Annotated in this window: 20 protein-coding genes; 15 read left to right on the forward strand and 5 right to left on the reverse strand. The window is 70.1% G+C overall.

Annotated elements, in window-relative coordinates:
- The first annotated feature begins 61 nt into the window (after nt 1–61).
- Entirely contained in the window at nt 62–1084 is a 1023-nt protein-coding gene (locus tag VHR41_09060; GenBank protein ID HEX3234336.1) for a glycosyltransferase family 1 protein, read from the forward strand.
- 106 nt (nt 1085–1190) lie between these two features.
- On the opposite strand, the gene VHR41_09065 is transcribed toward VHR41_09060, so the two are convergent.
- The 3 genes from VHR41_09065 to VHR41_09075 are packed head-to-tail and all read right to left on the reverse strand — an operon-like array spanning nt 1191 to nt 4029.
- Nucleotides 1191–2933, reverse strand: a complete 1743-nt coding sequence (locus tag VHR41_09065) for an ATP-binding protein (GenBank protein ID HEX3234337.1) — start codon at nt 2931–2933, stop codon at nt 1191–1193.
- Nucleotides 2930–3637 (reverse strand): response regulator, encoded by a 708-nt coding sequence (locus VHR41_09070; GenBank protein ID HEX3234338.1) that lies wholly within the window; start codon nt 3635–3637, stop codon nt 2930–2932. Before VHR41_09070 ends, VHR41_09065 begins: the two co-directional genes overlap by 4 nt.
- Entirely contained in the window at nt 3637–4029 is a 393-nt protein-coding gene (locus VHR41_09075) for a metalloregulator ArsR/SmtB family transcription factor (GenBank protein HEX3234339.1), read from the reverse strand. The genes VHR41_09070 and VHR41_09075 overlap by 1 nt, the downstream gene beginning before the upstream one ends.
- Before the next feature lie 84 nt (nt 4030–4113).
- On the opposite strand from VHR41_09075, the gene VHR41_09080 reads away from it, so the two are divergent.
- The 5 genes from VHR41_09080 to VHR41_09100 are packed head-to-tail and all read left to right on the forward strand — an operon-like array spanning nt 4114 to nt 10773.
- Nucleotides 4114–7188 (forward strand): 5'-nucleotidase C-terminal domain-containing protein, encoded by a 3075-nt coding sequence (locus tag VHR41_09080; protein HEX3234340.1) that lies wholly within the window; start codon nt 4114–4116, stop codon nt 7186–7188.
- Between the two features lie 9 nt (nt 7189–7197).
- A complete protein-coding gene (locus VHR41_09085) occupies nt 7198–7428 on the forward strand; it encodes a hypothetical protein (protein ID HEX3234341.1) in 231 nt (76 codons plus the stop codon).
- Nucleotides 7415–8440 (forward strand): adenosine deaminase, encoded by a 1026-nt coding sequence (gene add / locus VHR41_09090; protein ID HEX3234342.1) that lies wholly within the window; start codon nt 7415–7417, stop codon nt 8438–8440. Before VHR41_09085 ends, add begins: the two co-directional genes overlap by 14 nt.
- A gap of 42 nt (nt 8441–8482) precedes the next feature.
- Nucleotides 8483–9940, forward strand: coding sequence for a nucleoside transporter C-terminal domain-containing protein (locus VHR41_09095; GenBank protein HEX3234343.1), 1458 nt, complete (start codon nt 8483–8485; stop codon nt 9938–9940).
- Nucleotides 9937–10773 (forward strand): purine-nucleoside phosphorylase, encoded by an 837-nt coding sequence (locus VHR41_09100; protein ID HEX3234344.1) that lies wholly within the window; start codon nt 9937–9939, stop codon nt 10771–10773. Before VHR41_09095 ends, VHR41_09100 begins: the two co-directional genes overlap by 4 nt.
- Here the strand turns inward: VHR41_09100 and thiD are convergent.
- On the reverse strand, nt 10745–11545 hold the full coding sequence (gene thiD, locus VHR41_09105; GenBank protein HEX3234345.1) for a bifunctional hydroxymethylpyrimidine kinase/phosphomethylpyrimidine kinase: 801 nt from the start codon (nt 11543–11545) through the stop codon (nt 10745–10747). The two genes, VHR41_09100 and thiD, sit on opposite strands and share 29 nt — an antisense overlap.
- Nucleotides 11546–11560: 15 nt before the next feature.
- Here thiD and VHR41_09110 point away from each other — a divergent pair, with 15 nt between their 5' ends.
- The 3 genes from VHR41_09110 to VHR41_09120 are packed head-to-tail and all read left to right on the forward strand — an operon-like array spanning nt 11561 to nt 14484.
- Nucleotides 11561–12337 (forward strand): RNA methyltransferase, encoded by a 777-nt coding sequence (locus VHR41_09110; GenBank protein ID HEX3234346.1) that lies wholly within the window; start codon nt 11561–11563, stop codon nt 12335–12337.
- The gene (locus VHR41_09115) at nt 12327–13274 is read left to right on the forward strand and encodes a prepilin peptidase (GenBank protein ID HEX3234347.1); all 948 of its coding nucleotides are present in this window, start codon (nt 12327–12329) and stop codon (nt 13272–13274) included. The genes VHR41_09110 and VHR41_09115 overlap by 11 nt, the downstream gene beginning before the upstream one ends.
- A gap of 1 nt (nt 13275) precedes the next feature.
- Nucleotides 13276–14484, forward strand: a complete 1209-nt coding sequence (locus VHR41_09120) for a hypothetical protein (protein HEX3234348.1) — start codon at nt 13276–13278, stop codon at nt 14482–14484.
- Nucleotides 14485–14489: 5 nt separating this feature from the next.
- Here VHR41_09120 and VHR41_09125 read toward each other — a convergent pair whose 3' ends face one another.
- Complete coding sequence (locus tag VHR41_09125) at nt 14490–15767, reverse strand: DUF445 domain-containing protein (protein ID HEX3234349.1); 1278 nt, start codon at nt 15765–15767, stop codon at nt 14490–14492.
- 592 nt (nt 15768–16359) lie between these two features.
- On the opposite strand from VHR41_09125, the gene ffh reads away from it, so the two are divergent.
- The 6 genes from ffh (at nt 16360) to VHR41_09155 (ending at nt 20384) form a co-directional block, all read left to right on the forward strand.
- Nucleotides 16360–17703 carry a signal recognition particle protein gene (gene ffh, locus VHR41_09130; protein HEX3234350.1) on the forward strand — a complete coding sequence of 448 codons (1344 nt, stop codon included), beginning with the start codon at nt 16360–16362 and terminating at the stop codon, nt 17701–17703.
- Nucleotides 17704–17725: 22 nt separating this feature from the next.
- The gene (gene rpsP, locus VHR41_09135) at nt 17726–17989 is read left to right on the forward strand and encodes a 30S ribosomal protein S16 (GenBank protein HEX3234351.1); all 264 of its coding nucleotides are present in this window, start codon (nt 17726–17728) and stop codon (nt 17987–17989) included.
- Nucleotides 17989–18522, forward strand: a complete 534-nt coding sequence (gene rimM, locus VHR41_09140) for a ribosome maturation factor RimM (GenBank protein HEX3234352.1) — start codon at nt 17989–17991, stop codon at nt 18520–18522. The genes rpsP and rimM overlap by 1 nt, the downstream gene beginning before the upstream one ends.
- Before the next feature lie 120 nt (nt 18523–18642).
- The gene (trmD, locus tag VHR41_09145) at nt 18643–19341 is read left to right on the forward strand and encodes a tRNA (guanosine(37)-N1)-methyltransferase TrmD (GenBank protein HEX3234353.1); all 699 of its coding nucleotides are present in this window, start codon (nt 18643–18645) and stop codon (nt 19339–19341) included.
- Between the two features lie 55 nt (nt 19342–19396).
- Nucleotides 19397–19744 carry a 50S ribosomal protein L19 gene (rplS, locus tag VHR41_09150; GenBank protein ID HEX3234354.1) on the forward strand — a complete coding sequence of 116 codons (348 nt, stop codon included), beginning with the start codon at nt 19397–19399 and terminating at the stop codon, nt 19742–19744.
- A 4-nt stretch (nt 19745–19748) separates the two neighbouring features.
- Nucleotides 19749–20384 (forward strand): ribonuclease HII, encoded by a 636-nt coding sequence (locus tag VHR41_09155; GenBank protein HEX3234355.1) that lies wholly within the window; start codon nt 19749–19751, stop codon nt 20382–20384.

The following is a 20384-nucleotide window of genomic DNA, read 5'->3' on the forward strand; positions in this document are numbered from 1 at the left end:
CGTCACCGGACCGTGACGGTGGTTGGACAGCTTGGCGCATCCAGAACCCGCCGGAGACTCGATGCGCGTGCTGTTCTGTACAGACACGTACCCTCCGCAGGTCAACGGCGTATCGATCGTGACGGCACTCTCCGTCGCCGGGCTCACCCGGCTGGGCTGGGAGTGCGCCGTGGTGGCTCCGGACTACCCCGAGGCGGCTCGCGCGGAATGGCAGGGCGAGCCCAATCCGGCCGGCGTTGAGATCATGAGCCTGCCGAGCCTGCCGCTGCCGCGCTATCCGGAGATCCGTCTGGCACTGCCGCGAGCCCCGCGGGTGCACCGCATGGTGGAGAGGTTCCGGCCCGACCTGATCCACTGTGAGACCGAGTTCACCGTGGGCCGGATGGGCCAGCTCGCAGCGGCGCGTGCCGGCATCCCGGTGGTCTCCTCGTTTCATACCGATTTCGGTCGCTACACCGTGGCCTACGGCGTCCCCTGGCTCCGAGGGCAGGTGTCCGCCCACCTCGGCCGGTTTCACCGGCGGAGCCGGCGGGTGTACACCCCGTCCACTGCCTCCCGGGAAGAGGTGCAGCGATTGGGTGCGTCAGATGTGGAGGTGTGGGGCCGGGGAGTGGGTACCGAGCTGTTTCACCCGGGTCGCCGGAGCCAGGCGATGCGGGCGGCGCTGGGCATGGGAAGCCGCTTCACTTTTCTGTACGTCGGGCGCCTGGCACCCGAGAAGTGGCCGGAACAGGTGCTGGAAGCGTTCCGCCTGGCCAGCGAGATCCTGCCCCGCGGCGTGATCCACCTGATCGTCGCGGGGACGGGTCCGCGTGAGGCCGAGCTGCGGGCCGCCGCGCCGCCGGGCGTGAGCTTCCTCGGCCTCCTCGACCGGCAGGGCCAGCTCCCCGACCTCTATGCCAACGCCGACGCGTTCGTGTTCGCCTCGGTGACCGAGACCCTCGGACTGGTGGTGCTCGAGGCGATGTCGAGCGGGGTTCCGGTCATCGCGACCCCCGCCGGCGGGGTGCGCGATCACCTGCTGGACGGGGAGAACGCATCTCCTGCCCCGATGGCGACGCGTCGGAGATGGCGCGGGCGATGATCCGGGTGACCGGCGACTGGGCGCTTACCCGGCGCCTGGCTTTAGGTGCTCGCCGCACGGCGGAGCGACTGAGCTGGACTCGCGAGATGGAGCGGCTGGACCTGAGCTACCTGGAGATCTGCGCCGGCGGAACCACCGCCGGCGTGGCTGCCGGAAACCAGACGGTCACCGTGGTGCCCTGACCTCGCTCGCTCACCGCCGTGACCCGGCCGCCGTGCGCCTCCACCAGATGCTTCACGATGGCCAGCCCCAGACCCGATCCGCCATCCGCCCGGGAGCGTGAAGGGTCCGCTCGGTAGAATCGCTCGAAGATTCTCGGGAGATGCTCCCGGCTGATGCCCGAGCCGGTGTCCCGCACCGCGATGCTGGTGCCGCCCGCCGTCGCCGTGATCCGACAGGTGATGTGCCCCCCCGCCGGCGTATAGCGCAAGCCATTGTCGATCAGGTTAGTGAGGATCTGCCGCAGAGCGTCGGGGTCCACGGTGACCGTACGCGCGTCCGGATCGCTCTCCGCCGAGAACCCGATGCCGGAGTTGGCGGCCCGGTCCCCCAGCGCGGTCCAGGCCTCCTCGGCGATGGCGCTCGCATCCACCTCCTCCGGATTGGGGCGCCACCGCCCGGCCTCGATCCGCGAGAGGTCGAGCAGGTCATCCACCAGGCGCTGCATCCGCCGGGCGTTGTCGAGAATGGTGCTGAGAAAGCGCTGCGTCGTTGGCTTGTCCGGCGCGTCTGCCAGCAGCGTCTCGGCGTAGCCGGAGATGGAGGTGAGCGGGGTCTTGAGCTCGTGGGAGACGTTGGCCACGAAGTCACGGCGGACGACCTCCAGCCGGCGCAGCTCGGTCAGGTCGTGCAGTACCAGCACCGCGCCGGCCGCGGGCAGCGGCCGGGCGTTGACCATGAAGGCATGACCGTCGGTCTCCACCTGCCGGTCCTGGACCACTTGGCCGCCGAGCACCGCATCCACCACCTCGCGCGCGGCCTTCACCCGAAAGAGCTCCGCCAGATCGGGGAGCGGGTCCGCCGGGCCATAGCCCAGCAGCCGCCGGGCGGCGGGATTGGCGGTGACGATGCGTCCCCGGCCGTCGGCCGCGATCACGCCTTCCATCATCGACTCGACCAGCGCCGCGGACTCGGCCTGCTCCCGGCGGAGCTCCTCGAAACGGTCGGCCAGCTGGCGATGCATCTGGCGCAACGCCTGCACCAGCGCGTCGACCTCGGGGACGCCCGAGCGGGGGAAACGGGGCGGGGACCCCGCGGCGATGGCGCGGGCGGCGGTCGAGATCTCGGTCAGCGGCTGCGCGATGGAGCGAGCCAGCACGAGCGCGAGCACGATGCCCAGCACCAGCGCCAGTACCGCGGCGCCACTGACGGCTCGCTGCGCCCGGCGGATCGCGTCGTCTACCTGATCCAGGTTGGCGGCCACTCGGATGACGCCCGGCCCGCCCGGGATCGCCACGTAGAGGAGCTGGCGGCCCACCGTCGTGCTCTGCCGGCTGGCAACGCCCCGCCCACTCCTGAGCGCCGCCCGTACCTCGGGGCGGCTCCCGTGGTTCTCGATGGCCGGCAGCGGGCCAGGAGGGAAGTCGCTGTCGGCCCGCACCCGGCCGGACAGGTCGATGAGCGTGATCCGATGATTGATCTGATGAAAGAGCTGGTGGACCAAGGTGCCCCAGGCGAGCGAATCGGCCGGAAGGGCCTCCCGTACCAGCCGGGCCTCGTTCTCCAGCGAGCGTGCGATGTCGCCCTCCAGGTCCTGCCGAAGCGAGCGTCCCGCCCAGCCCAGCAGGGCCGCAAGGACGATGATCAGGTTGAGGATGGTTCCGAGGACCAGCCGCTTGGCAAAGCTCACCGGTTCCGGGCTCCCCGCTCGGTGCCCCGGAAGCGGTAGCCGAAGCCGCGCACGGTCTCGATCAGCTTGCCGGAGTCGCCCAGCTTGGTACGCAGCCGCTGGACGTGCATGTCCACCGTGCGGGTCTGAATGTCCGGCTGCGCCTCCCACACGGTCTCCAGCAGCTGCGGACGGGTCTGCACCCGGCCCCGCCGCTCCACCAGCGTCAGCAGCAGCTTGTACTCGGTCGCCGTGAGATTGAGCTCCTCGCCGCCGACGCTCGCACGGTGGGCCGAGCGGTCGATCGAGATCGGACCGGCGGCGAGGGTGGACCCGGCGGTGACCGGCGGCGAGGCGAGTCGGCGGAGCAGCCCGCGCACCCTGAGCGAGAGCTCCTGGGGCGAGAACGGCTTGGTAAGATAGTCGTCGGCCCCGAGGGTCAAGCCGCGGATGCGGTCGGTCTCTTCCCGCCGGGCGGTGAGCAGAATGACGCCGACGTCCCGGGTCTCGTCCCGGCGGCGCAGCTCCTCCAGTACGTCGTATCCGGAGACGCCGGGCAGCATGAGGTCGAGGATCACGATGTCGGGCCGCTCTTCCCGGGCCGCCTTGAGCGCGTCGGGTCCGTTGTTGGCCGTGGACACGCGAAACCCCGCTTTGGCCAAGTGGTAGGCCACCAGTGCCGTGATATCCGCTTCGTCGTCGACGACCAGGATGCGGTGTGTCATCAGACCCTCTTGGGACGGGCCAGCGGCTTCTCGGCGGGTTCCTGCACGCGGGTGCGGGTATGTGAGCGGCTGCGATCGGCGGCGCGGTCCCGCTCCGAGCGCATCGGACCGTCATGGAGCACCGCGTCGAGGATCGCGGATAGCAGGCGTCCCTGCGAGCCCACGTCCCGGCGCAGGCGGTAGAGCACGAACTGCGCGATCGGCGTATCCCGCACCAGGTCGGCCCGCCGCAGCACCTGGAGGTGGCGCGAGACGGTGGGCTGGGGGAGATCGAGCACCACCTGCAGATCGGAGACGAACAGCGGCGCGGCCGCGAGGCAGTTGAGGATCCGGAGCCGGGTGGGCTCCGCGACCGTGAGCAGGAGCTCGGTGGTGGAGGGCGGAGTGTTCATATGCGGGTCAACGAATATACCGCCAGGCGAATATGCGCAAGAGGCGGTCCGCCGCCCGCCGGACGCCCTCGTATATTTGGCGCGATGCTCTCCCTCATCAGTGCGCTGGTCCTCGGGGTCGCTCCGCTTCAGGACTCGGCTCATGTCGTGCTCGTGGCCACCACCGACGTGCATGGCCACGCGACGGCCTGGGACTATGTGGGACACCGGCCCTTCGGCGGCGGGCTGGCGCGGGTGGCGACGGTGATCGACTCGCTCCGCTCCCGCTATCCCGGCCAGGTGCTGGTGGCGGATGCCGGCGACCTGCTCGAGGGCGATCCGTTCGCCACCTATTTCGCGCGGATTGCGCCGCGGGAGCCCAGCCCCGTGATCGAGGCGATGAACCTCGCGGGCTACGACGTCGCCACGCCAGGCAATCACGATTTCGACTGGGGACTCGATCGGCTGCGACAGGCGGTGGCCGACGCGCGGTTTCCCTACGTGAGCGGGAACATCTTTCTCCCGGCCGCCGACGCGCTGCTCTATCCCCCCTATCGAGTGCTGCAGCGTCAAGGCGTGCGGATCGCCATCACTGGCTTCACCACGCCCGGCGTGATGGTCTGGGACCGGCGGCAGCTGGCGGACAAGATCCGGGTCGGCCCGGTGCGGGCCACCGCGGCCCGGACGCTCGAGGCGATGCGCCGCGACGCGGACGTGGCCATCGCGCTGGTCCACAGCGGAATGGATGGTCCCAGCTCCTACGACACCACCGCGGTTGGCCCCGAGCACGACGCGGCCGCGCTGGCGAGCCTGGACCGCAAGCCGGACATCGTGGTGGTGGGACACTCTCATCGCGAGATGCGCGACTCGGTGATCGCCGGCGTCCATTTCGTGCAGCCCCGACCCTTCGGCGCGAGCGTGTCGGTGGTGCACCTGGACCTGGTCCGCGACGGCGGGCGATGGCGGATCACCCGCATCCGGGCTGACCTGGTGCCCACCGGGAATGTCGCGCCCTCGGCGCTCCTCGCCGGCCGGCTCCGCGGCGCCCACGACTCCGTCGCCGCCTGGGTGAACACGCCGATCGGACTGGCCCTGGGGCCGATGCGTGCGGGCGCCGCGCGGGCGCAACCGACGCCCATCCTGGAGCTGGTGAACCAGCTCCAGCGGCGCCACACCGGCGCCGACCTCTCGGCCGCGTCGGCATTCGACCTGGGCGCGGGGTTCGATCCCGACACCATCCGGGTGGCTCACGTCCTCGCGCTCTACCCCTTCGACAACACCCTCATGGCCGTGCGGGTGAGCGGGGCCCAGCTCAAGTCCTACCTCGAATGGAGCGCGCGCTACTTCGCGGTCGACGCCGTGGGCCGCGCCTCGGTGAACGACTCGGTGCCCGGCTACGACTACGACGTGGTCTCCGGCGCGCGCTACCAGATCGATCTGCGCCGTCCGGTCGGCGAGCGGATTCAGCGGCTGACCGTGCGGGGTCGCGCGGTGCAGCCGGGCGACAGCTTCACCCTCGCGCTCAACAGCCACCGCCAGACCGGGGCCGGCGGCTATGACATGCTCCGCGGCGCGCCGGTAGTCTACGACAAAGGCGAGAGCATACCCGACCTCCTCATCGCGGAGATCAAGCGGCAGAGCCCCATCGACCCCGTCCGGTACGCCGCCCAGGATTGGGAGATTGTGCCGGAGGCGCCGGCCAGGGCCGTGCGCGCGCTGTTCGGCGTGGCGGAGAAGCCCGCGCCGGTCGGCGCCAGGGACACTGTGGTGATCCGGGTGCTGACCACCGGGGATCTCCACGGGTCGATCCTGCCCGGCGCCGGCGAGCTGGGCGCGGCGATGGACAGCCTGACCGCGGCGTGCGGCTGCGAGACGCTGCGGGTGGATGCGGGAGACGCGATGCAGGGCACGCCGTCCGCCGACGCGACCGCGGGCCGGGCCGCGGTCGCCGTGCTCAATCATCTGGGCTATGCGGCGGCGGCGCTCGGCGACCATGACTTCGACTGGTCGATCGAGATGCTGCGCCGCCGCGCCGGAGAGTCACACTATCCCTGGCTCGCGGCCAACCTCTTCGACTCGGCCACCGGGCGGCGGCCCGAGTGGGCCATGCCCTACCGGATCCTGCCGGTCGGCGGCATGTCGGTGGCCATCATCGGCTACATTACGGCCGACACCAAGAGCACCCTGGCGCCGGAGCGGACCGCCGGCCTTCGATTCGGGGAGGGGGAGCTCACCATTCACGATGTGCTGGGCGACGTCGCGGCCCGGAAGCCGGCGCTCACCATCCTGCTGGCGCACGCGGGCGGCGCCTGCGACTCGGTGATCTGCAGCGGCGAGATCGTCCGCCTGGCCGACGAGCTGCGCGGCAAGGGTGTCGATCTGATCGTGGCGGGGCATACGCACCAGGTGTGGACCAGCCGGGTGTCCGGCATTCCCATTCTCGAGGCCGGGAGCCGCGGCGCGGCAGTCGGGGTGGCGGACCTGGTGAAGACTCCCGCGGGAGGACTGGAGATGCGCACCCGGATCGTGCCGGTGGAGCGTGGCAGGACGAGCCGCGAGCCCGGTCTGGTCGCCGCGCTGGAGACCTACCGTCGGCTGAGCGACTCACTCGACGCCCGGCCGATCGCCGCAATCAAACAGCCGCTGGTGCGCACCGGCAATCAGTTTCCGCTGGGCGGACTGCTGGCGGAGGCGCGGCGCAACCTGCTGCGCGCCGATGTGGGCCTGGTGCTCAACCGCGACATCATGGCGGATCTGCCCGCGGGACCGGCGAGCTACACCCGTCTCTCGGCCGTCGAGCCCGACCGCCGCAACCTGGTGCGACTCACCCTCACCGGGATGCAGCTCCGGACTCTGCTCGAGCAGGTGCTCGCCGGCGGTGCTGGACCGGTGGCGCACGTGGCCGGTGTCCAGGTCCGCTATGATCCGAAGCGGCCAGCGGATCACCGGGTCCAGCAGGTGACCTTTCAAGGCGGCCGGAAGCTCCGGCCGGAGGAGCGGTACACGCTCGCCACCGATGAGGCCACCGCGAGCGACGCCGGCGGGTACGCCATGCTCGCCGGAATCCCCGCCGAGCGGGACGGCTATCTCGATGTCGAAGCGCTCGCGGCGTTCCTTCGCCGGCTGCCGCAGCCGGTCGCGGTGTCGGACGCGGCCGGCTTCCTCTCCACCAGGCACTGAGACGATCCGATGCGTGTCTTCGTCAACGCCACGCCGGTCGAGATCGATCCCGGAACCACCGTCCGCGGAGCCGTCCGGGCCCACGATCCCGCGCTCGAGCTTCGGCTGGCAGCCGGGTCGGCCTATGTCACCGACGCGCGCGCCATCGAGGTCGCGCCCGACTCGGGCCTCATGGAGGGCGCCATCCTCCGGGTGGTCTCACGGGCGCCTCGTAGCGGTGGAGACGATGCTGACGCGTGAGCTCCTGGGCCGTCTGCCCAAGGCCGAGCTGCACACCCACCTGGACGCCTGCCTTCGTCCCGATACGATGATCGAGCTTGGCCGTGCGGCCAGGTTCACCCTGCCCACCACCGATCCCGACGCGCTGCGCCGGTTCATGGTGGTGGCCGACGCCACCAGCCTGGAGGACTATCTCCGCCGCTTCGAGCTGACCATCCCGCTGCTGCAGACGCCGGAGGCGATCGAGCGGGTGGCCTACGAGGCGGTGGAGGACGCGGCCGGCGACAACGTGCGCTACCTCGAGGTGCGCTACTGCCCCTGGCTCAGCCGGAAGCAGGGGCTGACCATGGAAGCGGCGCTGGAGGCCGAGCTTCGGGGGCTCGAGCGGGGCGAGCGGGACTTCGGGGTCATCACCCGGGTGATCAACTGCTCGCTCCGGCATTACGACCCGGCTGTCTCCCTGGAGATCGCCAAGCTGTCGGTGGCGTACCGCGATCGCGGCGTGGTGGCGTTCGACCTGGCCGGGGGCGAGGCCGGCCGGCCGCCGGGGAAGCACCAGCAGGCGTTCGACCTGGCCGCCGAGGGCTGCCTCGGCATCACGGTGCACGCGGGCGAGGCGGCGGGGGCGGCGTCGATCGCGGAGGCAGTGCATCGCTGTCACGCCGACCGGATCGGGCACGGCACCCGGCTCTACGAGGACCCGGTGCTGCGCGACTATATTCGCGACCGGCGGATCCTCATCGAGATCAACATCACCAGCAACGTGCAGACCCGGGCCGTGCCCAGCCTGGCCGAGCACCCGGTACGGGGCTACGCCGACGCCGGGCTCGAGGTCACCCTCTGCACCGACGGATGGCTCATGTGCGGCGTCTCCCTCAGCGACGAATACTGGCGCGCCCACACCGAGCTCGGATTCACCCGCGAGGAGATCGACCGACTCATTCTCGCGGGGTTCGCCAACGGTTTCCTCCCGTGGCCCATGCGGGAGGCGTTGGTGAGTCAGGTCCAGGACGAGCTGAGCGCTCTTCGCTGATCCCGCGCCATCACCCGCGATCGTGACCGGAGGGTAGCACGCATGCCGATGCGCGTTGCTGGGGGCAGGGTACGTCTTCGGGGCATCGTCGTTGCAGGTCTCCTGCTGGCCGCGGCGGTCGCGGGCTCGTGGCTGTTGCCCGGGCTGGCGTGGCGCGGGCTCCTGGCGATGGAGCCGCCGAGCCACCCCATCACCGCCCAGGCGGACTCCCAGGTGAGAGCGCCGGCACCGCCGATCCCGGTACCGGCGCCCTCGGGACAACCCGCGCCTCCGGCCTCCCCACTCTGGCGCCTCACCGGCCTGCTGGGGATCGCCCTGATCCTCGGCATCGGGATCGCGCTGTCCCGCGATCGCCGGGCGATCCGCTGGCGGGTGGTGGCCTGGGGGCTCGGCCTGCAGGTGCTGTTCGCCATCTTCGTGCTGCGGGTGCCCGCGGGACAGGCGCTGTTCCGCTGGCTGGGCGCGCTGGTGACCGGGATCCTGAGCTACTCCTACATCGGCTCCCAATTCGTCTTCGGCGAGCTGGGCAAACAGCACTCGAGCCTCGGCGTCATCTTCGCGTTTCAGCTCCTGCCGGCGATCATCTTCGTCTCCTCGCTGTTCGCCATTCTCTATTATCTCGGCATCATGCAGATCATCGTCCGGGCCTTCGCGCTGGTGATGAGCCGGGTGATGGGAGCCAGCGGCGCGGAGAGCCTCGACGTGGCCGCGTCGATCTTCATGGGACAGACCGAGGCGCCGCTCACCATCCGCCCGTTCCTGCCCAAGATGACCATGTCCGAGCTGATGACCGTCATGACCGCCGGGATGGCCCACATCTCCGGCTCGATCATGGTGGCATACATCGCGTTCGGCATCGAGGCGCGGCACCTGCTGACCGCGGTGATCATGACCGCCCCGGGCACCATCATGATGGCCAAGATCTTCGAGCCGGAGACCGGGGTCCCCGAGACCTACGGCCGGCTGAAGCTCGATCTGCCGAAGACCGACGTGAACCTGCTGGACGCCGCCGCGCGGGGCACCAGCGAGGGCCTCACGCTGATGCTCAACGTGATCGCGATGCTGGTGTCGTTCGTGGCACTGGTGGCGCTGATCAACGGCGGCTTCGCGGCCGTGCACCAGTGGGCCGGCTGGTTTCCCGGTGACCTGCAGACCATCTTCGGCTGGGTGTTCCGGCCGATCGCCTGGGCGATGGGCGTGCCCTGGCACGACAGCGGCACCATCGGAAGCCTGCTCGGCACCCGCATGGTGTTGAATGAGTTCATCGCCTTCGCGCAGCTCGGTCCGCTCAAGCCGGTGCTGGAACCGCGCTCGTTCACCATCGCCTCCTTCGCCCTGGCCGGATTCGCCAACTTCAGCTCGGTCGGCATCCAGCTCGGCGGGATCGGCGCGCTGGCCCCCAACCGGAAGGGCGACCTGGCCCGGCTCGGCATCCGGGCGATGCTGGCCGGCACGCTGGCCAACTTTCTCTCCGCCACGATCGCCGGCATTCTCCTGTGATCGCACCCGAGGCGGCCGAGTACGGCGGCATGATCGCGGCGGCGGCGGACGCCGTGCGCCGGCGGCTCGAGGGGCGGGCGCCCTCGGTGGCGATCGTGCTGGGCTCGGGCCTCGGTCCGTTCGCGGAGCGCCTGGAGCGCGCCGTGCGGATCCCCTATGGAGAGGTGCCCCACTTCCCGCCGCCGACGGTGATCGGCCACGCGGGCGAGCTGGTGGTGGGAACGGTCGCGGGGAAGACGGTGCTCGCGCAGTGCGGACGGTTTCACGCCTACGAGGGCCACTCGGCGGCAATCTGCGTGCTTCCGGTTCGGGTCTGGGCCTCGCTCGGGATCACCACGCTGATCCTGACGAACGCCGCCGGCGGAATCCGGCGGGGCTTCGCCTCCGGCACGGTGATGCTGATCGCCGACCAGATCAACCTCACCTTCCGGAACCCGCTGCTCGGTCCGGTGCTCGAGGGCGAGGAGCGCTTCCCCGACATGTCGGACCCGTATGATGCGGGGTTGCGGGCCATCGCCCGCCGAGTGGCACGGGAGCGCCAGGTGCCGCTGGGCGAGGGTGTCTATGCCGGACTCCTGGGTCCGAGCTACGAGACGGCGTCGGAGATCCGGATGCTGGAGCGGCTGGGCGCCGACGCCGTGGGGATGTCCACGGTGCTGGAGGTGATCTCCGCCAGGGCGCGGGGGATTCGCTGCCTGGGGCTGTCGGCCATCACCAACCCGGCCGCCGGGACCACCGTCGAGAAGCTCCACCACCTGGAGGTCATGGAAGTCGCCAAGCGGGTGGCGGGGGACCTCGCGGCGGTCATCGAGGGGGTGGTGGCGGAGCTGTGACGGTATGGTCGAGCGGCCCGTGCCCCGCACCGAGCCCGGGCGCGGCGGCGATCGCGCGGTGCACGAAATCGAGCCCGTCGGTCACCGCGATCTCCAGCGGCCGTCCCAGCGCGAGCCCCGCCGTGATCGCGGCCGAGAGGGTGCAGCCGGTGCCATGGGTCGAGGTGGTGCCCAGCCGCTGGCGGTGGAGCTGGATGATACCCGAGTGGGTGACCAGGACGTCGGTGATCTGCTCGCCGGCCAGATGCCCGCCCTTGACCAGCACCGCCTGCGCGCCGAAGCGGAGCAGGGTCTCGCCGGCGCGTTCCATGGTGGGCACGTCGTGGACCGCGCGGCCAGTGAGGATCGCGGCCTCGTCCAGATTGGGGGTCACCAGCGCGGCGAGCGGGAGCAGGCTCTCGCGGACCACGTCCTCCGCCTCGGTGCTCAACAGGCGCTGGCCGGAGGTCGAGATCATGACCGGATCCACCACCAGCGGCCCCCAGCCGTTCTCCCGGACCGCCCGCGCCACGCGACGGACCAGCACCGCCTCCGCGAGCATCCCGGTCTTGAGCGCCGCCGGCGGCAGGTCCTCCGCCAGCGCGATGAGCTGCGCCTCCACCATCGCGACGGGCACCGCCTCGACCGCGCGGATCCCGCGGGTGTTCTGCGCCGTGATCGCCACGATGACCGAGGTCCCGAAGACGCCGAACTGCTGGAACGTCTTGAGGTCGGCCTGGACGCCGGCCCCGCCGCCAGAGTCGGAGCCGGCGATGGTGAGCGCGATCTTCATGCGGTGAGCACCTCCATGGGTAGCCTGCAGACGACGATCCGCGATCTCCGCCGCCGCAAGGGCCGCGAGCGCCGCGGTCTGGCGCTCGCCGAAGGGGTTCGGCTGGTGGAGGAGGCGCTCGCCGCGGGGGTACCCGTCCGGGGCGCCGTTGTCTCACCCGCGCTTGAAGGTACCCCTCGCGGGAAGACCCTCAAGACCGCGCTGGCGGGACGGGGCATCCCCCTGGTGGAGGTGGACGCCGCGGAGCTGGAGAAGCTCAGCGATACCGAGCAGCCGCAGGGAATCGTGGCCGTGATCGAGCCGAGGCAGTGGAGCCTCGACCAGGTGCCGGCCGGGCCGGGGTCGGTGGTGCTGGTGCTCGATGCGGTGCAGGATCCGGGGAACGTCGGCACCATGCTTCGTACCGCGCACGCCTTGGGTGCGGCGGGCGTGGTGGCACTCAAGGGCACGGCGGAGCTGGCCAACCCCAAGGTTCTGCGCGGGAGCATGGGCGCGCTGTTCCGCCTGGCCGCCGTGGCTACGACGGCGGAGGAGCTCCTGGCCTGGATCGCGGAGCACGGCCTCGAGCTCTGGGTGGCCGCCGCCGACGGGGAACCGCTCCGGCGCCCGGATGACTCCCCCCGCCACTCGGGCCTCGCGCTGGTGGTCGGCAACGAAGGCGCGGGCGTGAGCCCCCGGCTCCAGGCCGCCGCCCATCGCCGGGTGGCTGTCCCGCTCGCGGCGGGGGCCGAGTCGCTCAACGTGGCGGTCGCCGCCGGCATCCTTCTGCACGAGGTCACCCGTGTCGATTAAGCTGTCACTCCTCGATCCCGGCGTCGTGCTGACCGGGTACGCGGCCCTGCTGGGCGCCGCCCTGGGCAGCTTCCTCAATGTGTGCATCCTCCGCTGGGGCGCGGAGCCGAAGCAGTCGGTCGTGCGCCCACCCTCGCGCTGCCCCAGGTGCGGACGCGGGCTCTCATGGTACGAGAACATCCCGGTCGTCTCCTGGCTGGTCTTGCGAGGGCGCTGCCGGATATGCGGCGAGCCGATCTCGATCCAGTATCCGCTGGTGGAGCTGGCCACTGCCCTCATCTGGGGCTACTTCGCCTGGCGGCACGGGCTCTCGATCGAGACGGCGCGGGATGCCGTGTTCGGGACGCTGCTCCTGGGGATCGCCATGACCGACGCACGGGAATACATCATCCCCAACGAGTTCACCTACGGCGGGATGGCGCTCGCCCTGCTGCTCAGCATCGCCGGCGGGCCACGCGAGGTGGTGGATTCCCTGCAGGGAATCATCTTCGGCGCCGGCTTCCTGTACCTGATCGGCGCCGTGGGCAGCTTCGTCGCGGGCAGAGATGCGATGGGAGGCGGCGACGTCGCCATGATGGCGATGGTGGGAGGCTTCCTGGGATGGCAGAGCGTGCTCGCCACCATCTTCGGCGGCGCGTGCGTCGGCGTGGTGCTGCACGGGGTGAGCCTGGTCCTTGTGCGGCAGCGGCACCCGCTGCCGGCGGCAACGGTCGAACCTGCCGCGGCGTCGGTTGCCGGGGCGGCTGCCTCGGCCACCGTCCCGGCACCCACGCCGGCCACAGATCCCGAGTTCAAGACCAAGGAAGAGCTTCACGCGGAGGGCTATCTCCCGTTCGGGGTATCGCTGGCCATCGCCGCGGTGTTGATCGTGCTGCTCGACGCCCGCGGACCGATCGTCGCCTGGTTCGCGACCTACGCCGACTCGCTGGGGCTGTAGCATGGGTCGTCAGGCCATCCGCATCGCGCTCATGGTCGTGCTGCTCGCCTCCTGTCGCGGCGAGGCGCGGCACACCGCTGAGGACGCGACGCTCGCGCGACTGGTCGACAGTCTCCGGCTCCCGGTGGAGCGCGCCGCCGGGCTCCGATTCAAGGCCCGACCGAGGTCCGCGATGCGCACTCGGGAGCAGGTCCGGAGCTACCTGCTCGGCAAGCTCGACGACGAGCTGCCCCCGGCCCGCATGCGCGGGATGGAGGCGGCCTACCGGCTGTTCGGCATGCTGCCCGACACGCTCAGCCTTCGCGCGCTCCTGCTGGAGCTCTACACCGAGCAGGTGGCGGGCTACTACGATCCCGACTCCACCACGCTGTTCGGGGTGGCCGGCGCGGACCGTTCCGAGCTCCGCCTGGTGCTGGCGCACGAGATGGTGCACGCGCTGCAGGGGCAGTACCTGCCGCTCGACTCGATTCTCAAGGCGACGGGGGACAACGACCGGCTCTCCGCCGCGCAGGCGATTCTCGAGGGCCAGGCCACGCTGGCGTCGATCGAGGTGCTGGCACCAGGTCGGGAGGTCACCAGCGAGCCGGAGTTCTGGGAGATGTATCGCGACCAGGTGCAGCAGCAGCAGGCCCGGATGCCGATCTTCGCCAAGGCCCCGCTGGTGGTCCGCGAGGCGCTCATTTTCCCCTATCTCGACGGCGCCGAGTTCATGCACTGGTGGGCCACGGTCGGGGGCCACCGTGACACGATGCCCTACGGTCCAAGGATGCCGGTCTCCACTGAGCAGATCCTGCATCCGGAGCGCTACGCACGGCGGGACATACCGCTGCCGGTCGCGTTCGCGACGGACTCCGGGTCGATCTATGAGGATGTGCTGGGCGAGGACGAGATCCGCGTGCTGATCGCGACGCTGGATGGCGCGGACGACGTGCAGACCGTGGTGCCGCTCGGCTGGGGTGGCGATCGTTTCCGGGTCTACGACGCGCCGGGTGGTCCGGCCCTGCTGTGGTACGTGGTGTGGGATGACGCGCGATCGGCCGGGAAGTTCCTGAGCGGCAGCGGCCCCGCGCTGCGGCGGACTGGCCGGCCCGGCTACCGCGCCCAGCTCGACAGCCTGGGTGTGAGCGGCTGGCCGGCGACGCGCTACGTGCTGGCGCCGGAGCGGTGGGGCCGGTGGGGCTCGCTTCCCGGGGTGACGGTGGGGCGGTAGGGAATTCAGAGCCCGCCGCGCTGGAGCAGCCGGCTCATACTGTAGAGGATCAGTCCGACCAGCCCGCCGACCAACGTCCCGTTGATCCGAATGAACTGCAGGTCCCGCCCGATCTGCAGCTCGATCCGGCGGGAGGTCTCGTCCGGGTCCCACCGGCTCACCGTCTGTGCGATGAGCTGGCCCACCTCGTGGCGGTGCTGCTCCACCACCCGGAGCACCGCCTCGATGATCCAGCCGTCGATCTTCGTGAGCAGCGCCTCGTCCGCCAGCGCGGCCTGCGCCAGGGCGCTCAGGGCGCGGGCCAGCCCCCCGGGCGCGCCATCGCTGGGCGCATCGACCTGGCGCTCGATCCCCCGCTTGAGCTCCTCCCACAGGGTGGCGCTCAGGTCCCGGCTGGTAGGGCTGTCGAGGAGCTGCTGCTTGATGGCCTCCGCGCGGTCCCGGACGGCGGGAGACTCCTGCAGCTGGACGATCCAATCCAGCAGCAGGTCGTCGAACTGGTGGCGCAGCGGATGCTGGGAATCTTCGCTCACCTCGCGCAGCGTATGACCGATCGCGGCGACCACCTTGTCGTGCACCCGGTCGTCGATGAAGTCGGGCACCCACCAGGGGCTCTCCTCCCGAATCCGCTGGCGGATGAGCTCGGCGTTGGCCGCCACCAACCCACCCAGGCCGCGGATCATGCGGTCGAGCAACTGCTGGTGGCGGTCGTCGACCGTGAGCAGCTCGAGGCCCTTGGCCAGCACCGGCGCGATCGGCCGGCGGCGGATCGGCTCGATCACGCTGCGATCGAGAAAGGCGTGCACGTCCTCGTCCCGCACCACCGCACTGGCGCCCTGCAGCGCGCCCACGGCGTGCCGGGCTACGGCCTGGCCATGCTCCGGACTGCTCAGCCATTCGGCACCGCGGCGGCTCAACTGCGCCGCGCGAAGCTTCGCGCCGAGCACCTCGTGGGAGAGGAAGTTGTTCTGCACGAAGTTCCCCAGGCTCCGACCGATGCGGTCCTTCCGCTGGGGGATGATGGCCGTATGGGGAATGGGAATGTCGAGCGGATGGCGGAAGAGCGCGGTGATGGCAAACCAATCGGCCACCCCGCCGACCATCGCGGCTTCGGCGGTGGCGCGCAGGTATCCCATCCAGGGGTACGCTGCCTCCAGCGCGCGCGCCACCGCGAAGACCACCGCCATGACGACCAGCAGCCCGGTGGCCCGCCGCTTCATCTGGTCGAGGCGCTGCTGCTTGGTCTCGGCGTCCGCCACCGGCGGCGGGGAGGGGTTCTCCATGAGGGGAAGTTAGTGCGGCGGGAAGGACGGGAAAGACGGAAAGACGGCGGGAAGGGCGGTAAAGGCGGTAAGGGCGGTAAGGACGGGGAGGGTGGCGGGTTAGCAGCGGAGCGATCGATAGAGGAGCCACACCAACCCGCCGGCGCTTTCGCGCAGCCGGTTCAGGTCGGTCCACTGCTCAGTGGAGAGGAGGGTCCGGTCGCGGGCGAGGAGGAGGGTGTACGATAATTCTGAGAGCGAGCCGATCGAGATGTCCAGGTAACGCCGGAACTCACGTGAGCCCCGCTTGGCGGAGCCCTCCGCGATGTTGGCCGCGGTTGAAAAGGCAGCTCTTCTCGATTGGGACGTGAGACCAAATAGCTCCTCACGCGGCCACCTGTCCCTTGCGGCGTAGACCGACAGCGCAAGTCGATGGCAGGATTGCCAGGCCTTGAGCCTTTCATACGGGACCATGACAACAATCTTGACTCCAGGCCAGGACATCTACACATCGAATGCACGCTCAGGCCACCACCTTACCGCCTTTACCGTCGTTCCCGCCCTTACCGTCCTCCTTGCCCAAACCCGAACTCCCGACTAACCTTACGGGCTTATGTTCGACGAGCTTTCCAGTAAGCTGAACGCCACGCTCCAGAAGCTCACCGGGCGCGGCGTTCTGACCGAAGACGCGGTAAGGGAAGGCCTCCGCGAGATCCGGCGGATCCTTCTCGAGGCCGATGTCAGCTTCGACCTCACCCGCGAATTTCTCGAGCGGGTCCAGGCCAAGGCCGTCGGTGTCACCGCGCTGAAGGAAGTCCGAGCCGGGCACCAGCTGGTCAAGATCGTGTACGACGAGCTGGTGGCGCTGCTGGGAGAAAAACAGGCGCCGATCGCCCACGCGACAGTGCCGCCCACGATCATCCTGCTGGTCGGACTGCAGGGCTCGGGCAAGACCACCACCGCGGGCAAGCTCGCCAGGCGGCTCAAGCTGGAGCAGAAGGCGCCGTTCCTGGTGGCCGCCGACGTGTACCGGCCCGCCGCCATCGAGCAGCTGCACACGCTGGGGCGCCAGGTCGAGGTCGGAGTCTACGGCGATCCCGCGTCGCAGGACGTCGTCAAGATCGTCCGCCAGGGCGTCGCCGAAGCGGGGAAAGCCCGGGCCCGGACCGTCCTGGTCGACACCGCCGGCCGGCTGCAGATCGACGACGAGATGATGGACGAGCTCAAGCGGCTCAAGGCCGCGGTCTCGCCCCACGAGATTCTGCTGGTCGCGGACGGGATGACCGGCCAGGACGCGGTGCGCATCGCCAAGGGGTTCCATGACGCCCTGGGGATCACCGGCGTCATCCTGACCAAGATGGACGGCGATGCCCGCGGCGGTGCGGCACTCTCGATCTACGGCGTCACGCACGCACCGATCAAGTACATCGGCGTGGGCGAGAAGCTCGACGCGCTCGAGCCGTTCCATCCCGACCGGCTGGCCGGACGGATCCTCCAGCAGGGCGACATTCTCTCCCTAGTGGAGAAGGCCCAGGTCACGGTCGACGAGAAGGAAGCCGAGCGGCTGGCCAAGAAGGTCACCTCCAAGAAGGGGATGGACCTGGAGGACTTCCTCGGCGCCATGCGGCAGATGCAGAAGATGGGACCGCTCAAGAACGTGCTGGGGATGTTGCCGGGGATGAATCCGGCCATGCTGCAGGCGGCCAAGATCGACGACAAGAAGCTCAAGCACGTCGAGGCCATCGTGCTCTCGATGACGCCCAAGGAGCGGTCCAACCCGGACGTCATCAACGGGCAGCGGCGGCTCCGGATCGCCAAGGGCGCCGGGCGCACGGTGCAGGAAGTCAACACCTTGCTGTCGCAGTTCAAGCAGATGCAGAAGTTCATGAAGATCGCGGGGAAGACCGGGGGCGCCGGCTTGAAGCTGCCCTTCGGGCGCGGCGGTTTCCCCGGCTAACCCGTCTCCACCAGGAAGAGCCATGGCAACTCGCATTCGGCTGCGTCGTGTCGGCCGCAAGAAGCTCCCGCTGTACCGGATCGTCGTCGCCGATCAGGAAGCGCCCCGCGACGGGCGCTTCATCGAGATCATCGGCACCTACAACCCCAAGGGGGAGACGGCGGCCGACAAGATCCAGGTCGACGGCGAGAAGGCGCGCCAGTGGATCTCCAAGGGGGCCACCCCGTCCGACACGGTGCAGTCGCTGCTCAAGCAGGCCGGGGTGCTGAAGCCGACCACGGTCTGATGTCCGCGGATGCCCGCCACCTGGTGGTGGGCCGGCTCAGAAAGCCGCACGGACTGAAGGGCGATACCACCCTCTTCCCGCTCACCGACGATCCCGAAACGGTGTTCGCGGCGGGACGAACGGTGTGGCTGGTGGGACTCGACGGCGAGACGGTCGCGGGGCCGGTCACCATCGAGCGGAGCCGGCCCTATCACCGCGAATGGCTGGTCAAATTCGCCGGCGCCGACGGGCGGGAGGCGCTGGATCCCTGGCGGGGACTGTTCCTGGCAGTGCCGGCGGATCAGCTGACCCCGCCGCAAGGGGACGAGGTGTACCTCCACGAGCTGGAGGGATTCTCGGTCCGGCTGCCCGACGAGACGCCCCTGGGGCTGGTCACGGCGGTCTACGAGATGCCGGCCGGCATCATGATCGAGGTCCAGGGGCCCAAGCGCGAGTTCCTGCTGCCGTATAAGAAGGAGTTCGTGCGGCAGGTGGACCGGCCAGCGCGCCGGCTGGTGGTGACGCCGCCGGAGGGCTTGGTGGAAGGGCGGTAGGCGGTAAGGGCGGGAAGGACGGTAAGGTGTGCGTGAGCTTAAATCCCGGCGTGTAAGGGGGATGTGGCGGGGACCTTCCCGCCCTTTCCGTCCTTCCCGCCCTTACCGCCGCCCCCGTCCTTGCTAACCATCGACGTCGTCACCCTCTTCCCGGAAGTCATCGCCCCCTTCGTGAAGGCGAGCATCCCGGGGCGCGCGGCCGCCGCTGGGCTGGTGCGGTTCAACCTGGTCCAGCTCCGCGATTTCACCCACGATCGCCACGGCACCGTGGATGACTACGCCTACGGCGGCGGGGCAGGGATGGTGCTCAAGCCGGAGCCGTTCTTCGAGGCGGTCGAGAGCCTCGGGGCCACCGGACCGATCGTGCTGCTCTCGGCACGCGGCCGTCCGTTCCGGCACGATGACGCCGTCCGCTTCTCGCTGGGTCAGCGGCTGACGCTCCTGGCGGGACATTACAAGGACGTGGACCAGCGGGTAGCGGACGCGCTGGCCACCGACGAGCTCTCCATCGGCGACTTCGTCCTGTCCGGCGGCGAGTCGGCGGCGCTCTCGGTGCTCGACGCCGTGGTGCGGCTCCTGCCAGGCGCGCTGGGAGACCACGAGTCGGCCAGCACCGATTCGCACTACGACGGGCTCCTGAGCCCGCCGAGCTACACCAGGCCGCCGGTGTTCCGCGGGCTCGCGGTGCCCGAGGTCCTCCGCTCGGGCGATCACGCCGGCATCGCGGCCTGGCGGCAGGCCGCGGCGGAACGCCTCACCCGCGAGCGGCGGCCCGACCTCTGGGACAGGTACGCCGGGGCCGACGGTGACATATTGTAGGGGCAGTATGGCGGGAATCATTCACCAGGCGCCGGACGGCGCGGAGGATCTGACGATGGAACGATTGGCAGAGGTGGCCCGTGAGGGCTTGCGCACGGACATTCCTGCATTCGACCCGGGAGACACCGTCAAGGTGATGGTTCGCGTTCGAGAGGGCGACAAGGAGCGGCTGCAGGCGTTCGAGGGGCTGGTCATCGCCAAGCGCGGTGGCGGCATCAGCGAGAACTTCACCGTCCGGAAGATTTCTGCCGGGGTCGGGGTGGAGCGGCTCTTCCCGCTGCACAGCCCCACCATCGCCTCGGTCGAGCTGGTGCGCCGGGGGCAGGTCCGCCGGGCCAAGCTGTACTATCTCCGCGCCCTGAGCGGCAAGGCCGCACGCATCAAGGAAAAGCGCGAGAGCTGAGCCGATGGCGGCGCCCCCGTCGCTTCGCCGGGAGCGGGCGGCCTGGGCGGAGCAGATCCTCTTGGTTGGTGTCGATGAAGCGGGCCGCGGCCCACTGGCCGGGCCGGTGGTGGCCGCGGCCGTCGTCTTTGCGCCCGAGTGCCGGATCATCCGGGGCATTCGCGACAGCAAGCTGCTGCCGGCCGGCATTCGCGCCCGTCTCGCGGTCCGGATCCAGAGCCGGGCCCTCGGCTTCGGTGTCGGTGCGGCATCGGCCCGGGAGATCGACCGGTTCAACATCCGGGTCGCCACCGCGCTCGCCATGCAGCGGGCCCTCCGTCGGTTGCTCCGCCGCCCTTCGCTCGACGCCCGCCCCCACCGCATCGTGATCGATGGTCTGCCGTTGCCCGAGATCGGCTACGCGCATGAAGCCCTGATCGATGGGGACGCGCTCTGCCACTCGATCGCCGCCGCATCGATCCTGGCCAAGACGGTCCGCGACTGTCTCATGCAGCGTCTCGCCACCCATTATCCCGGCTACGGCTGGGATACCAACGTGGGGTACGGCACCCCGGAGCACCAGGAGGCGCTCCGCCTCCAGGGGCCCTGCCGCCACCATCGCCAGAGCTTCGCACCGGTGACCCAGCTCCACCTGTTCTGA

It is taken from the genome of Gemmatimonadales bacterium (genome assembly GCA_036265815.1).
Taxonomy (GTDB): Bacteria; Gemmatimonadota; Gemmatimonadetes; order Gemmatimonadales; family GWC2-71-9; genus CAVVWJ01.